The sequence below is a fragment of the Halorubrum sp. C191 genome (genome assembly GCF_002727095.1).
Taxonomy (GTDB): Archaea; Halobacteriota; Halobacteria; order Halobacteriales; family Haloferacaceae; genus Halorubrum; species Halorubrum ezzemoulense.
The window spans coordinates 1-13,228 of record NZ_NHNZ01000111.1 but is presented as its reverse complement, the minus strand read 5'-3'; the positions used below and the strand labels follow the sequence as shown (position 1 = coordinate 13,228).

17 protein-coding genes are annotated in these 13,228 nt (G+C 71.1%); 5 read left to right on the top strand and 12 right to left on the bottom strand.

What is annotated here, in order from left to right:
• Positions 1–191 precede the first annotated feature (191 nt).
• From Z052_RS11290 to Z052_RS11260, 7 genes are all read right to left on the bottom strand, one after another.
• Entirely contained in the window at positions 192–1,106 is a 915-nt protein-coding gene (locus Z052_RS11290) for a thiamine-phosphate synthase family protein (RefSeq protein ID WP_089307948.1), read from the bottom strand.
• Complete coding sequence (gene dcd, locus Z052_RS11285) at positions 1,103–1,723, bottom strand: dCTP deaminase (protein ID WP_094519608.1); 621 nt, start codon at positions 1,721–1,723, stop codon at positions 1,103–1,105. Before dcd ends, Z052_RS11290 begins: the two co-directional genes overlap by 4 nt.
• A gap of 93 nt (positions 1,724–1,816) precedes the next feature.
• Positions 1,817–2,560, bottom strand: coding sequence for a YIP1 family protein (locus tag Z052_RS11280; RefSeq protein ID WP_049932439.1), 744 nt, complete (start codon positions 2,558–2,560; stop codon positions 1,817–1,819).
• 63 nt (positions 2,561–2,623) lie between these two features.
• Positions 2,624–3,250: an NfeD family protein gene (locus Z052_RS11275; protein WP_094519609.1), complete on the bottom strand. Its 627-nt coding sequence runs from the start codon at positions 3,248–3,250 to the stop codon at positions 2,624–2,626.
• Positions 3,251–3,401: 151 nt separating this feature from the next.
• Positions 3,402–3,692, bottom strand: a complete 291-nt coding sequence (locus Z052_RS11270; RefSeq protein WP_094579994.1) for a hypothetical protein — start codon at positions 3,690–3,692, stop codon at positions 3,402–3,404.
• Between the two features lie 91 nt (positions 3,693–3,783).
• Positions 3,784–5,541, bottom strand: coding sequence for a pyruvate kinase (gene pyk, locus Z052_RS11265; RefSeq protein ID WP_094519610.1), 1,758 nt, complete (start codon positions 5,539–5,541; stop codon positions 3,784–3,786).
• Between the two features lie 212 nt (positions 5,542–5,753).
• A complete protein-coding gene (locus Z052_RS11260) occupies positions 5,754–6,689 on the bottom strand; it encodes a sulfide-dependent adenosine diphosphate thiazole synthase (RefSeq protein WP_089307945.1) in 936 nt (311 codons plus the stop codon).
• 509 nt (positions 6,690–7,198) lie between these two features.
• On the opposite strand from Z052_RS11260, the gene Z052_RS11255 reads away from it, so the two are divergent.
• From Z052_RS11255 to Z052_RS11235, 5 genes are all read left to right on the top strand, one after another.
• Positions 7,199–7,465, top strand: a complete 267-nt coding sequence (locus tag Z052_RS11255) for a hypothetical protein (protein WP_094520006.1) — start codon at positions 7,199–7,201, stop codon at positions 7,463–7,465.
• Positions 7,466–7,469: 4 nt separating this feature from the next.
• The gene (locus Z052_RS11250) at positions 7,470–7,604 is read left to right on the top strand and encodes a DNA-directed RNA polymerase subunit P (RefSeq protein ID WP_004049526.1); all 135 of its coding nucleotides are present in this window, start codon (positions 7,470–7,472) and stop codon (positions 7,602–7,604) included.
• Positions 7,605–7,632: 28 nt separating this feature from the next.
• Complete coding sequence (locus tag Z052_RS11245; RefSeq protein ID WP_094520005.1) at positions 7,633–7,884, top strand: KEOPS complex subunit Pcc1; 252 nt, start codon at positions 7,633–7,635, stop codon at positions 7,882–7,884.
• A gap of 119 nt (positions 7,885–8,003) precedes the next feature.
• Positions 8,004–8,390, top strand: a complete 387-nt coding sequence (locus Z052_RS11240) for a prefoldin subunit beta (RefSeq protein WP_008440520.1) — start codon at positions 8,004–8,006, stop codon at positions 8,388–8,390.
• Between the two features lie 4 nt (positions 8,391–8,394).
• The gene (locus Z052_RS11235; RefSeq protein ID WP_086220661.1) at positions 8,395–8,661 is read left to right on the top strand and encodes a DUF3194 domain-containing protein; all 267 of its coding nucleotides are present in this window, start codon (positions 8,395–8,397) and stop codon (positions 8,659–8,661) included.
• A gap of 66 nt (positions 8,662–8,727) precedes the next feature.
• On the opposite strand, the gene Z052_RS11230 is transcribed toward Z052_RS11235, so the two are convergent.
• The 5 genes from Z052_RS11230 to Z052_RS11210 form a co-directional block, all read right to left on the bottom strand.
• On the bottom strand, positions 8,728–9,282 hold the full coding sequence (locus tag Z052_RS11230) for a GMP synthase subunit A (RefSeq protein WP_049932452.1): 555 nt from the start codon (positions 9,280–9,282) through the stop codon (positions 8,728–8,730).
• A gap of 105 nt (positions 9,283–9,387) precedes the next feature.
• Positions 9,388–10,899 (bottom strand): tRNA pseudouridine(13) synthase TruD, encoded by a 1,512-nt coding sequence (gene truD / locus Z052_RS11225; protein ID WP_094520362.1) that lies wholly within the window; start codon positions 10,897–10,899, stop codon positions 9,388–9,390.
• On the bottom strand, positions 10,900–11,238 hold the full coding sequence (pth2, locus tag Z052_RS11220) for a peptidyl-tRNA hydrolase Pth2 (protein WP_089307943.1): 339 nt from the start codon (positions 11,236–11,238) through the stop codon (positions 10,900–10,902).
• Between the two features lie 105 nt (positions 11,239–11,343).
• On the bottom strand, positions 11,344–12,144 hold the full coding sequence (locus Z052_RS11215; protein WP_086220664.1) for a bacteriorhodopsin: 801 nt from the start codon (positions 12,142–12,144) through the stop codon (positions 11,344–11,346).
• Positions 12,145–12,344: 200 nt separating this feature from the next.
• The coding region (locus Z052_RS11210; RefSeq protein WP_199058263.1) for an NAD(P)/FAD-dependent oxidoreductase at positions 12,345–13,228 on the bottom strand (884 nt) is incomplete at its 5' end.

Here is a 13,228-nt window from a genome sequence, read left to right as displayed (position 1 = left end):
GATTCGCCGCCGCGCCGGCGTCGGCCGCGCTACCGGCCGTCGCCGCCGCGACGGATCCGCCCGCCGCTAGAAGGAGCGCGTCCGCATCCCGGACCGCCGTGTCCGTGTCACGCCCGTGAATTTGGACGGTCCGGTCTAAAACCCGTCGCCCGTGACGGGGTCACGGTCGGTCGCGGACGACCTGCCCCGCGTCACAGCAGGCCGCGGACGATCCGCGCCGCCTCGGCCGCGGTCGGCGCGAGGACGTACACGATCGGCTCGACGCCGACCGCGCCGGTCTGGTACGCCACGAGCGTCTCCGCCTCGTCGTCCGCCGAGCGGTCGGCGGCCGCGACCGCGTCGGCGACCGCCTCGCGGGTCTCGCGCTCGGCGTCGAACTCGACGGTCGGGTGCGACTCGCCGAGCGCCGCGACCGTCTCCGGGTCGTACCGGAGGTTCACCGCGCCCCGGACGCCGGACCCGGCCTCGCGCGCCGCGAGCAGCACCGTCGCGACGTGTTCGCTCACGCCGAACTCCGGCTCGCCGGGCACCATCGCGCGGCCCTTCACGTCGACGAGCCGGCCCGGGACCGCGGCCACGTCGTCGACCGTGGCGGCGTCGTCGGTACACTCGGCGACGTTCGCGCCGACGTTCGGGATGAGCCCGGCGAAGCCGGAGGCGTTCGTCAGGGTGCGGAGCCCGCGCCGGACCGAGGTGAGGACGCGCTCGCGCTCGCGGAGCCCGCTGTCCGGGTCGTGGACCGAGAACTCCACGTCGGCGTCGGCGAGCCCCGGCATCGCCGCCTCGTGGAGGTCGGCGAGCAGGTCGCCCTCCTCCAGCTGGCGGATCAGCACCTCGATTTCGACGAGCGCGGCCACGGGCGTGAGGTCGCCGCTCGCGAGCCCCTCGCCGACGCGCTCGACGAGGTCGCGCACGCGCTCGTCCGCGACGATGTCTTCGTGCCTGGCCACGTCGCCGGCGGCGTACTTCGAGACCGCCGACTGCGAGATGCCGAGGGCGTCGGCGACCTCGCTCTGGGTGAACCCGCGGTCGCGGAGGTCCTCCGCGAGCATCGAGCGGACGGTCGGCAGGAACTCGTCGACGACGACCTCCTCGATGAACCTCATCGCCCGTCACCTCCGGCCGCTTCATCGGTGCGGCTATCGTTGGCGAACTCCGGATCGTCGCCGATCCGCGACGCCTGCGGGCCGTCCTGTCCTTGGTACTTCGAGCCCCGCTCGGCGCCGTACGGCCGGTCCGCGGGCCGCTTCAGCTCGGTGAAGGTGAGCTGCGAGACGCGCATTCCGGGCGAGAGCGCGACCGGGGCGGTCCCGAGGTTCGAGAGTTCGAGGGTAATCTGCCCCTCGTAGCCGGGGTCGCACAGCCCAGCGGTGGCGTGGACGACGATGGCGAGTCGCCCGAGCGAAGAGCGCCCCTCGACGTGCGCGACGAGGTCGTCCGGAATCTTGACCCGCTCGGCGGTCGTCCCGAGGACGAAGTCGCCGGGGTGGAGGATGAACTCGTCGCCCTCGGCGACGGTCGTCTCGGTGACGTACTCGCTCACCTCGCCGGCGTCTGTCGGGTGGATACAGGGGATGTTGGTGCGCTGGAACTCCAGGAACCGCTCGCCGAGCCGCAGGTCCACGCTGGCGGGCTGGACCTGCTGGTCGACGTCGTCGAGCGGCTCGATCGCGAGGTCGCCCTCGGCGAGCCGGTCGAGGATGTCTGCGTCGGACAGGATCATACCGAGAGGGGGAGCGCCGGCGGCTTAAAAACTCCCGAATCGGCGGCTCCGAGCGCTCGAACCGACGCCCGGGGCCGACCGCTCTGGGAGCGCTCAGACCGCCGCGATCAGGAGGGCGATCGCGGCGAAGAACGTCGCCACCCCCGCCGCGGGGCCGCGGTCGAGGTCGTGTACGGCCTCCAGCCCGCCGACGACCACGACCCACTGGATCGCGATCGCTACCGCGGACGCGACCAGCAGCGGCCCCGTCGCGCTCGTGATCGCGGCGACGAGGTCCGTCGTGAGCGCCTCGAACGACGACCCCGCGGGCGCCGCGTTCGAGAGCGTGTACCAGATCGCGACGATCCCGGCGCCGAGCCGGAGCAGTTCAGCCCCGATCGCCCACCCGGCGATCACGAAGGAGTCGCCGACGGAGCCGGAGCCGCCCGCGACGAGCGCCCCGACGTGGAGCGCGAGCGCGAACGCGACCCACCAGATCGGGACGCCGAGCAGCCCGTAGTGGATGTAGCCGTTCGCGGCGTCGCTCAGTTCCTCGCCCGCGTCGACCTCGATTTGCTTCGGCTCGTCACACTCCTCTGCGAACGCGGAGTCGGGGTCGTCGCCGAAGGTCTCGCAGGTCGACTCCGAGGGGCGATCCGGGTTGTCGACCGTGATCTGCTGGTCGACCGTCGCGTCGAAGACGGCCCCGAGCGCGATGATTCCGACACTGGTGCCGATCGTGACGACGACCAGCATCGCGACCGCGACGGTCCCGGCGCGGGGAGAGTCGAACGCGTCGCGGACGCGGTCGAGGACGCTACCGATCGGACTCGTGAGGACGGCGAGCGGGGAGGGCACGCCCAAGCGATCCGGGGCGACACACAAGTGCTTTTTCGGTCGAACGCGCCGCCGCCGACCGCGTCACTCCCGTTCGAGTTCGGCCTCCGGGTCGGCGTCCTCTTCGGCCGCGTCCGCCTCCCGCTCGGCCTCGCTCGCCGCGGCCTTCCGCGCGCGGTCGGCCGCCAGCTCGCGGTCGATGTCGTCCTCGACGTACCCCAGCGACTCCACGGTGACGACGTTCCCCCCGCCGGGGTCGACCACCATCACCTCCTCGCCCTCGTCTATCGTCCCCTCCATCGACCGGGCGGAGTAGTGTGGGTTGAACCCGCCGCCGGCGAGTTTCACCTCGCCGCCCGTGGGCGTCACGCGCTCCGTGACGGTTCCGGTCTTCCCCTTCAGGGAGTCGCTGTCGCTGGTCTGCTGTTGCCCCTTCCCGCCGTAGAAGTCGAACTCGTGGTAGGCGTAGAAGGCAGCCGCACCGAACACGAGCGTCAGCAGCGCCATGAACAGGGTGAGGAGGGCGCCGGCGACGCCGAGCGAGGTCAGCGCCAGCCCGCCGAGCCCGGCGCCGATGAGCGCGATGCCGACGACGATGAAGTTCGCCCCCGGCGCGAGCGCCTCCGCCATCGAGAGCAGCAGCCCCGCGGTCAACAGCAGGAGGGGGAGGGTGTCCGGCGAGAGGAGTCCGGACTGTGCCAGCGCGTTCATGTTCGGTCCTACGGCCGCGGCCTGATAAGTGGTGGTGCGCGCGGTCGCGCGGCGTCCGACGAGCCGTTGACGCTCTCCCCTCGGGCCGTCTCGCCGCTCGTCGCTCGGACGCTCTCGACGCTCCTCGTCCGGTCTCCCCGCGGCGTCCGACTCAGAGTCCGACCACTAAGGTGCCGACGGTGAGGGCGACGCCGAGGACGACGAACGCCGCGTGTTCGAGGGTGATGTCGCCCGGCTCGATCGGTTCGTCCGCCGGGGTGGCGGTGTCCTCGGTGATCCCGTCCGGCCCCACGTCGTCGACCGAGAAGCGCCACTCGGTCCCGCCGTCCGGGCCCTTCTCGCCCGCGTCGTTGGCTCGGCTCCGATCGCCGGTGACGGCGTCGTCGCCGGCCTCGACGGCCGAGTCTCCGTCGCGGGCACCGTCGCCGGATTCGTCGCTCATACGACCTCGTACGCGACTCCGTAATAAATGGCTGGCGGGCGCGTCGGTCCCGGACCGAGCGCGGCGGTCGCGTCGCGGGCGTCGCCGGTACTTACCGCTCGCGGGCCGCGCGGAGCACGTCGCCGTCGTAGACGACGCCGCGCTCGCCGTCGACGGTCACCATGGCCCCGTCGGCGACCGACTCGGGGAGGGCGGCGCCGGAGACCATCGGGACGCCCAGCTCGCGGGCGACGACGGCGGGGTAGCCGGTCATCCCCTCGCGGGCGTCGACGATGCCGGCGATCCGGTCGAGGTCGCCGCCGAACTCCCCGTTGAACTCGGGCCCCAGCGCGACCACGGAGTCCTCGGGGAGCGCGTCGAGGTCGCCGTCCTCGGTCCGGTGGACCGGGGCGGCCACGCGGCCGGCCACGGCCCCTTTCCCGGTCACGAGCGTCTCCGCGGCGACGTGGACCTTCAGGGTGTTCGTCGTGTTCGTCCCCTCCAGCTCGGTGAGCATCCCGGAGAGGACCACGAGGGTGTCGCCGGACGCCGCGCCGCCGCGGTCGAGCGCGGCGTCGACCGCGTTGTCGAGGATCGACTCCATGTCGTTGGCGTACTCGGTCAACACCGGTCGGACTCCCCACGAGAGGGCGAGCTGTCGGCGGACCCGGTCGTTCGGCGTCGTCGCGACGACCGGGACGCCCGGGCGGAACATCGCGGTCTTTCGCGCCGTGAAGCCCGACTCGGAGACCGCGACCACCGTGGAGGCGCCGATGTCGCGCGCGAGGTAGCGCGCCGACCGCGCCAGCGCCTCCGTCCGGGAGCCCTCCTCGGCGGTCGGGACGCGCTGCTCGCGCGTCTCCGCGTACTCGTCACTAGACTCGACCTGCCGGACGATCCGGTCCATCGTGTCGACGACGTTGATCGGGTCCTCGCCGACCGCGGTCTCGCCGGAGAGCATCACGGCGTCGGTGCCGTCGAGGACGGCGTTCGCCACGTCGGAGGCCTCCGCGCGGGTCGGCCGCCGCGAGGAGACCATCGAGTCGAGCATCTCCGTCGCGGTGATGACGGGGACGCCCTCGTTGACGCAGGTCCGGATGATCCGCTTCTGGATCACGGGCACGTCTTCAAGCGGGCACTCGACGCCGAGGTCGCCGCGGGCGACCATCACGCCGTCGGCGGCGTCGACGATCCCCTCCAGGTTCTCGACCGCCCCGGCGCGTTCGATCTTCGCGACGATCGGGATGTCGTCGCCGCCGCGCGCCTCCAGCTCGTCGGCGATCCGGTACACGTCGTCCGCGTCGCGCACGAACGAGGCCGCCACGAAGTCGGCGTTCGTCCGGGCCGCGAGGTCGAGTTCGGCCTCGTCTTCCGGGGTGATCAGGTCCACGTCGATGGCGACGCCCGGCAGGTTCACGCCCTTCCGGGAGCCGAGCTTTCCGCCCGAGACGACCGTCGCGACCACGGACTCGCCGTCGACGCGCTCGACGCGGCACTCGATCCGGCCGTCGTCGAGGAGGATCGTGTCGCCCGGCTCGGCGGCCCCGATCGAGTGGGTGAGCCCGACGCGCTCGGGCGTCGCGTCGTCGCCTTCGAGGAAGCTCACTTCCGAGCCCTCGGCGAGCGCGATCGGGTCGTCGATCTCGGCGGTGCGGACCTCCGGCCCCTTCAGGTCGACCATCACCGCGAGCGGGTCGTCGATCTCGTCGTCGACGGCGCGGGCGCGCTCGATCACCGTCTCCCGGTGGTCGGTCGTCCCGTGGCTGGCGTTGAGTCGGACGACGGACATCCCCGCGTCGGCGAGGCCGCGGATCGTGTCCCGGTCGTCCGAGGCGGGACCGATCGTACAGACGATCTTGGCGTTTCGCATACCGCCGGGTTCGGCGTAGCGGCTGAAAAAGGCACCCGGTTGAGTCGCTCCCGAGTGAACGTTCGTGAAGAACGGTCCCTCGCGGGTCCCGGACACGGAGCCCGCGACCGGGGCTCTGCCGGCGCTCGCGGTCGCTCCGCAGTCGAGTACGTATCGCCGAGCGATCGGAACGGTGGAGGGTCGGTCGCCGCAGCGTCAGCGGTGACGGATTTTCAGTCGTCGGCGGGCGCGGGCGCGCTACCGGTCGACAGCGACACCTCGGGCGCGTCGACGCCGAGCTCGTCGAGCGCGGACTGCGCGGCGCGCTTGCCGGAGACGAGCATCGCGCCGAACGTCGGGCCCATCCGCGGGAGGCCGTGGGCGGTCGCGACCGCCATCCCGGAGGCGATCAGGCCGTCGTGGACGACGCCGGTGTGCTCGACGACCGCGTCCTCGCTCTCACCGACCCACATCGAGTCGTGGCCGGGCGAGTCGTGGCCGGGCGCGCCGTACTCGCCGTCGCCCGTCTGGTCCATGCCGGTGTTGTGCTCCTTCGCGTGCTCGATCCCGGGCGCCGAGAGGACGCCGCGCTCGTCGAGCTTGCTGATCGCGACCGCGTCGTGGCCGGTCGCGTCGATGACGAGGTCGGACTCGACCGCGATCGGATCGACGCAGGTGATCTCGCGCGGGAGCGCGTGGACCGGCGTCCAGTTCATCACGATCCCCCCGACCTCGTGGTCGTCCCGGACGACGAGGTCGGTGAACTCGGTCATGTTCTGGACGCGCGCGCCGGCGTCGCAGGCCGCCTTGATCAGCCCGGAGCAGGCCTCCGGCCCCGCGGCGGTGTAGAGCCCGTCCACGTCCTCGACCGGTTCGTACTCCACGTCGAGGTCGTCGAGGATCTCCTGGGCGGGGTCCCGGACCGTCACGGTGTTCATCAGGAACCCGCCGAGCCAGAAGCCGCCGCCGAGGTAGTTGTTCTTCTCGACGATCATCACCTTCACGCCGCGCTCGGCCAGCTCCTTCGCGGCCATCAGTCCGGAGGGGCCGCCGCCGAGGACGATGACCTCGGAGTCGGTGAAATCGAGGAATCCGTCGGTCCACTCGTTCCCGATCGCCTTCGTCACGTCGGTCTCGCTCACGTCCGCGAAGCCGTTGAATCCGTCCATACAACTTGGTAGTATTACTTGGTTGTGAAATGTGTTGCGGTCGATACGCGGGTGTGTGTCCCATTCATATCGGTACTCCGGAGTCGAACACAGCCGAAGCTCAAGCCGCTCAACTCTGCTCGGTCAGCTACAGATCGCCGGTTCCCACCGCCAAAGCCCCAGCCGTGAGGGCGCCGTACGCTCGCTGTGCTCCTCACTCGGTCGCTCACTTCGTTCGCTCCCTCGTTCCGGTGCTTACATCGCCTACGGCGCCCTCACGGCTGCCCCTTCGAGTCCCACCCCGCACAGCGCCGCCCCGTGCCTCACACCTCCCCAGCCTCGTCACTCGCCCTCGCTTCGCTTCGGGCGACTGACTCCCTCGCGCGTGCCCCTCGCGGCCTCCGCTTCGCTCCGGCCGCTCGCAGGCACGCGCCGCCGTCACATCCGGTTGCCTTCTCTCGTCGCGGGTGACTTTCCAACCGCCGCGACTCGCAGCCTTTTTACCTGCGCTGGCGGTAGGAGTGGCTACTATGGCTGAGGACAAGGCTCGAAGCACCGGCAGCGCGGGCCGATTCGGCGCTCGCTACGGCCGGGTCGCCCGCAAGCGGGTCCAGGACATCGAAGAGGAGATGCGCAACGCGACCGTCGACGGCGACGACGTCAAGCGCGTGGGTACCGGCATCTGGGTCAACGAGGAGACCGGCGAGGCGTTCACCGGCGGCGCGTACCGCCCCGAGACGCCCGGCGGTCGCACCGTCCGCCGCTCCATCCGCGCCGCGCTCGCCGACGAGGAATAGGACGATGAGCTACAAGTGCTCCCGCTGTAAGCGCGACGTCACCCTCGACGAGTACGGCGGCGTGCGCTGCCCGTACTGCGGCCACCGCGTCCTCCTGAAGGAGCGCGGCGGCGACGTGAAGGAAGTGAACGTCGAGTAATCCGACGCTTTCGTCTCCCTCTCGGACCGTGACGCGCGCACACGAGACGGTCCTCTCGTTCACCTACCCCTCCGAGCGGCGCGCACGGGTCGTGGCCGACGCGCTCGGCCCCGAGATCGGCGAGATCGACGACGCCCGCTCGGCCGCGACGGTCGACCGCGAGGGCGACGCTGTCCGGATCCGCGTGCTCGCCGACGACCTCGTGGCGCTGCGCGCCGGCGTCAACAGCTGGTCGCGACTGATCGCCGTCGCCGAACGCGTCGGTACCGGCCGTGATTGAGGATCACCGGAGATGCCGATACGGCGGCCCTTCAGTCCGCTGCGCTGCGAATTGTCCCTCGTCGGAGAAGTAAGGGGTTTTTCTGTCCGGGCCGCCTCGGTCCGCCCATGCAAGGGAACATGCCGCCCGAGGCACAGGAGAAGATCGAGGAGCTGCAGGAGCTTCAGGAGACCGCACAGCAGGTCGCCGAGCAGAAGGAGCAGGCGCAGTCCGCGCTCAACGAGTCGAAGACCGCCCTCGACGCCCTCGAAGACGTCGACGAGGACGCGGGCATGTACCGCGAGATCGGCGAGGTCCTCGTCGAGACGGACTACGAGTCCGCCTACGACGACCTCGAGGACAAGGTCGACTCGCTCGAGGTCCGCGTCGAGCAGCTCACGAAGCAGGAGGAGCGCGTCGAGGAGCAGTTCGACGACCTCCAGAGCGAACTCCAGCAGATGCTTCAGGGCGGCGCCGGCGGCGGCGGCCCGATGGGACCGGGCGGCCCGGGCGCCGGCGGCGCGTAAGGCCGTGACCGACGACGCCGACGCCGCCTCGGACCCGAGCGACGATGAGGTCGTTCGCACCGCCGCCGAGGCGGCCGAGGGGATCGTTTTCAAACACTACGACCAGTCGGCCGTCACGGATCTCGACGTCACCGTCACCTTCGAGGACGGGGTCCTCGACGTCGACGTCTACCTCAACGCGCCCGCGGACGCCGAGCCAGACAGAGAGGCGGTCGCGCAGGAGGCGGTCGAGACCGCGGGCGAGGCTGTCGACGAGCTGTTCGACGAGTAGGCGCTCGCCGTCTCCTTCCGTTCTTTCACCGCCGCTACCGGCGGGCCTCGGGTCCGCGCGACGCCGTCAGGCCGACTCGCAGATCGCGACGAAGTTCTCGAAGACCTCCTCGCCGCGCTCCGTGTGCGCGACCTCCGGGTGCCACTGGACGCCGTACAGCCCCGCGTCCGGGTCGGCCATGGCCTCGATGCCGCAGACGTCGGAGGTGGCGGTGCGACCGAACCCGTCGGGCAGCTCGGTCACCTCGTCGGCGTGGGAGGCCCAGACGCGCGTCTCCGGCGCGAGCGAGCCGACGAGCGGGTCCTCGTCGTCGACGATCTCCACGTCCACGTCGGCGTAGCCGCCGTAGTCGCCCTCGCCGACTGCGCCGTCGAGTTCGCTGGCGATCAGCTGCATCCCGAGGCAGATCCCGAGGACGGGGAGGTCGCGGTCGAGGTAGTCCGGCGCGTTCCCGACGCGGTCCATGTCGGGCCCGCCCGAGAGGACGACCCCGTCAGCGTCGACCTCGTCGGCCGGCGCGTCGGCCGAGACGATCTCGGTGTCGACGCCGAGGTCGCGGAGCGCCCGCCGTTCGAGGTGCGTGAACTGGCCGTGGAGGTCGATGACGACGATTCGGGTCATGGCCTCGATTGACGACAGCCGCACAAAAACGGCTCGGAACGTGTCGCAGTATCGTGGTGTTTTCCGCCGCCGCGAGGTTTACGAAAATACACAAACGCGGATCGATCAGAGGGCTAGCGGGCCGCGCTTCGTGAACTCGCGGAGCAGCACGGTCGCGTACGACCCGCTCGGCAGCGCGAACGCGAACCGGGGGTCGCCGTCCGCGAACGACGCGTCGAGGTCGGTCCGAAGGAGGATCGCCCGCCGGGTGCCCGCGGAGTCGAACTCGCCGGGGAGGTCGAAGTCCCCCGGCTCGATGCCGGCGTCCGCGAGCACCTCGCGTTCGATCTCGCCGGGCTCGCCGTCGCCGAGCTCCGTCTCGGTGCCCACCAGCGGCGCGGTAACGAACGCCCGCCCGCGCTCGCAGTGCCTGGCGACCACGTCGACGCGGTCGGCGTCGACCCGCTGGAGCCGGTCCGCGTCGGGCGCGTACAGCTCCCCGGGCGCGTCGCCGTCGGCGAAACAGACCACGTCGCCGGCGACGGGGTGGTCGAAGGGGAGGCCGCGGCGCAGCCGCTCGCTGACGATCCGGTTGAAGAGGAACGACTGCGCGGCGTTGACGAACAGCCGCTGGAGGTTCGAGGGAACGGCCTCCAGCGCGTGCCACCAGTCCTCGTCGTCGGGCGGCGCGGCGGGGTCGACGCCGCGGTCGGCGAGCCGGTGGACCATCGACCGCTCGAACCGGAGCTTCCCGGGGATCGCGTCGAGGCACGCGGCCCAGTCGCCGTCGCCCGTGCCGTCGGCGGCGCGACCGCCGTCGCCGGGACTGCCGTCGGCCCCGAAGCCGTCGTCGGCTCCGGAACCGTCGCTCACGCCGAAGGCCGCGTTCACACGGTCGCGCGCGGCGCGGGTGTCGTCCGGCTCCGTCTCGGCCGGGTTACCCGCGTACAGCCGGACCGCCTCGCGGGGGTCCTCGCAGGCGATCGCGAGCCCGACGACGTGGGTGACCGGTCGCCGGCTGCCGAAACGCTGCTGGCCGAAGTAGTTCGGGACGCCGACGGTCGCCTCGATCGGAAACGCCCGCTCACCGGTCGAGGAGTCGTTCGGCCCGTCCGCGCCGCCCGCGAACGCCCGGAGGTCTTGTACCGCGTCCGCGACACGCTCGGGTGCCTCCCCGACCGCGTCCGCGACGCGGATCTCGAAGGCGTTGCCGGCGAGGTCGCCGAACGAGAGGCTCCGCCCCGCCCGGCCGAGCGCCTCGACATCGGCGCCGCGGATCTCGGGGAGCGCGTCCGCGTCGACCCCGCGGACCGTGAACAGCTGCGTGGTGACGGCGCGCTTGTCCTTCGTCCCCGCCCACGAGACGCGCTCGCGGCTGATCCCGAGGGCGTCCGAGAGCCGGCGCGCGAAGTCGTTCGTGTCCCAGTCGCGGAGCGTCGCCCGGACGACGAGTTCGGGGTAGCTCCCCGCTTCGGCGCCGAGCGGCTCCGCGTCGAACGCCTCCAGCTCCCGGACCCGAAAGTCCTCCGGCGACTCGCGGAGCCGGCCGCCGATCCCGTCGGCGTCGCTGACGTAGTACGCGATCCCGACGGCGCGCTCGGTCGGGTGCGCCTCGCGGAGAGTGCGTTCGGGGGCCATTCAGTACAGCGAGAGGTCGCCGGTCACGCGGTCGACGCTGTCGTCGCGGGCCGGCCCGACCGCGAGCGCGGTGACGGTGCCGGGCTCTAACTGTGTGTGCCCGGCGTCGCGGACGATCGCGTACGGGAGCCCCTCCCTGTCCGCCTTGTCGGCCAGCTCGAACAGCCGGCTCTCGGAGTCGCCCTTGAGGACGACCTTCTTCTGTCCCTCGCCCTGCCACTTCTTCCGCGCCCGCTCGCTCGCGTCCTGATACGCCGACAGCGACGCGTGCGCGACCTGCGCGGCGAGCTTTCCCTCGCCCATCCCGATGTCCGTCCGCGCGACGATCGCCTGTTTCATGTCCCGATTCACCGCCGCCGCGGGTTTAGCGCTTTGCTCTCGGTCGTCACGCCGACCGCTGGCGGGCGAGCGACCGAAAAAAGATCCCCGAGAACGCGACCGGCTTCAGTCGTCGGCGGGCGCCGCACCGCCGCGCGAGCCCGAGCCGAGGCCGGACGCCACGTCGGCGACCGTCCGCTCGTTGTTGACGACCCACCGGAGCAGGAGGAACGCGAAGAGGTACTTCGCGACGATGTCCATCCCGCTGTACGCCCACGAGGTGATCGCGACGTCAAGCACCGCCAGCCCCTCGGCGCCGAGCGCCCAGAAGATCGGGTAGCCGAGCCAGAGGACCACGGTGAGCACCTTCAGCGTGTTGAAGATGTCCGCCGTCCCGGCGATCTCGGCGTCCTCGGCCCACTCGGCGAGCAGGATGTAGAGGACGACGACGAAGAACGCGCAGCTGATCGCGTACCACACCCAGCGGAGCAGGTACGAAGACGTCGTCAGCGCGGCCGCGAGGCCGGTGACGCACATCCCGATGTCGGCCACGACGGCCGTGAACAGCTTCGTGGTGTTCGACCCGGCCAGCAGGCCGAGCGCGATGAGGATCATCGGCGTCGACAGCGCCCACGTGAGGTACCGGCCCCACGGGGTGAGAACCTCCTGCCCGGCCAATGCGTGGCCGGCCGGCATTTCGAGGAAGCTCACCGTGAGCCCGGAGACGAGGCCGGTGTAACTGGAGATAGAGACCAGCGGGACCATCAGCGTGGCCACGAAGATCAGTTGCGCGCGCGGGTCCTCCACGTTCCGGCCCATGTACACGAAGAGGAGGATCGAGAGGCCCGCGAGGGCGATGTTGATCCAGAGCGACGAAGCGAGGAGCGTGTCGCTCTGAACGGCCTCGAAGATCTGCGTTTGGGTCATTTCGAGCGGGACCATTCCGCCTGCGAGTATGTCGGCCGCTGCTGTTTCGATCATGCGACGGTGTGTATCACGTGGCGTATTTATTAAATGTACCAACCTGACTGGTAAGGTTTTTCTAACAGATTCCGGAACCGGCTCGTATTATTCGAAATATTCTTATTTATCGGTTAAATACCAGACGATCGTTTCGTCCCTCGCGGTCATCGACCGACCAGCGGGAGTCGGTCCAGCGGGCCAGCGCCGACGTCCGCCTCGACGGCGGCCGCGCAGTGTTCGCCGCCGAGCAGGCACATCGGCACCCCGATCCCCGGGTTGCTGCTCCCGCCGACGTAGTAGAGCCGGTCGGTCCCGCGGACGCGCGGCCCGGGGCGGAGCGGGCCGGTCTGTCGCATCGTGTGCGCGAGTCCGAGCGCGCTCCCGCCGGGCTGGTCGAACCGATCGGCGAACTCGGAGACGCACGCGGACTCCTCGGCGACGATCCGGCCGCGGAGGTCGGCGCCGGCCCGCGACGCCACGGCGTCGAGGACGCGCTCCCTGAGCGCCGTCCGTCGCTCGGGGGTGTCGTCGAGCCCGGGCGCGAGCGGCACGAGCGTCACGACCGCCTCGTGGCCGTCGGGCGCGACCGACGGGTCGGTGCGCGAGGGCACGTTCACGTACACGACCGGGTCCGTCTCCCCAGTCGGCCACGCGGGGTCGTCGAATATCGCCGCGAAGTGCGGGTCCCAGTCCGTCGGCAGCGCGAGCGTGTGGTGTTCCAGCTCCGGCAGCTCCCCCTCGACGCCGAGGTACAGCAGGTGCGCCGCGGGCCCGTACGTCCGCCGGTCCCAGTAGTCGCCGACCCGCGAGACGGCGCCGTCGGGGAGCAGCTCGCGCTCGACGTGCGCCGGCGGCGCATTACAGACGACCCGATCGTGGACGTAGCGGTCGCCGCCGAGCTCGACTTCGACGCCGCCGTCTATCGGCTCCAGCGCCGTCACCTCGACGCCCGTGTGAACGTCTGCGCCGGCGTCGCGCGCCACCGTTTCGACCGCCTCGATCACCTCGTACATCCCGCCCATGGGGTAGTAGACGCCGAGCCCACGAG

What these genes read in the sequence shown, in the direction of transcription:
- Z052_RS11230 (WP_049932452.1), bottom strand. Translation starts at nt 9,282, where the DNA reads ATGACCCGAATCGTCGTCATCGACCTCCACGGCCAGTTCACGCACCTC.
- Z052_RS11270 (WP_094579994.1), bottom strand. Translation starts at nt 3,692, where the DNA reads ATGAGCGACGAATCCGGCGACGGTGCCCGCGACGGAGACTCGGCCGTC.
- dcd (WP_094519608.1), bottom strand. Translation starts at nt 1,723, where the DNA reads ATGATCCTGTCCGACGCAGACATCCTCGACCGGCTCGCCGAGGGCGAC.
- Z052_RS11260 (WP_089307945.1), bottom strand. Translation starts at nt 6,689, where the DNA reads ATGGACGGATTCAACGGCTTCGCGGACGTGAGCGAGACCGACGTGACG.
- pyk (WP_094519610.1), bottom strand. Translation starts at nt 5,541, where the DNA reads ATGCGAAACGCCAAGATCGTCTGTACGATCGGTCCCGCCTCGGACGAC.
- Z052_RS11250 (WP_004049526.1), top strand. Translation starts at nt 7,470, where the DNA reads ATGAGCTACAAGTGCTCCCGCTGTAAGCGCGACGTCACCCTCGACGAG.
- Z052_RS11275 (WP_094519609.1), bottom strand. Translation starts at nt 3,250, where the DNA reads ATGAACGCGCTGGCACAGTCCGGACTCCTCTCGCCGGACACCCTCCCC.
- Z052_RS11255 (WP_094520006.1), top strand. Translation starts at nt 7,199, where the DNA reads ATGGCTGAGGACAAGGCTCGAAGCACCGGCAGCGCGGGCCGATTCGGC.
- Z052_RS11215 (WP_086220664.1), bottom strand. Translation starts at nt 12,144, where the DNA reads ATGACCCAAACGCAGATCTTCGAGGCCGTTCAGAGCGACACGCTCCTC.
- truD (WP_094520362.1), bottom strand. Translation starts at nt 10,899, where the DNA reads ATGGCCCCCGAACGCACTCTCCGCGAGGCGCACCCGACCGAGCGCGCC.
- pth2 (WP_089307943.1), bottom strand. Translation starts at nt 11,238, where the DNA reads ATGAAACAGGCGATCGTCGCGCGGACGGACATCGGGATGGGCGAGGGA.
- Z052_RS11240 (WP_008440520.1), top strand. Translation starts at nt 8,004, where the DNA reads ATGCCGCCCGAGGCACAGGAGAAGATCGAGGAGCTGCAGGAGCTTCAG.
- Z052_RS11290 (WP_089307948.1), bottom strand. Translation starts at nt 1,106, where the DNA reads ATGAGGTTCATCGAGGAGGTCGTCGTCGACGAGTTCCTGCCGACCGTC.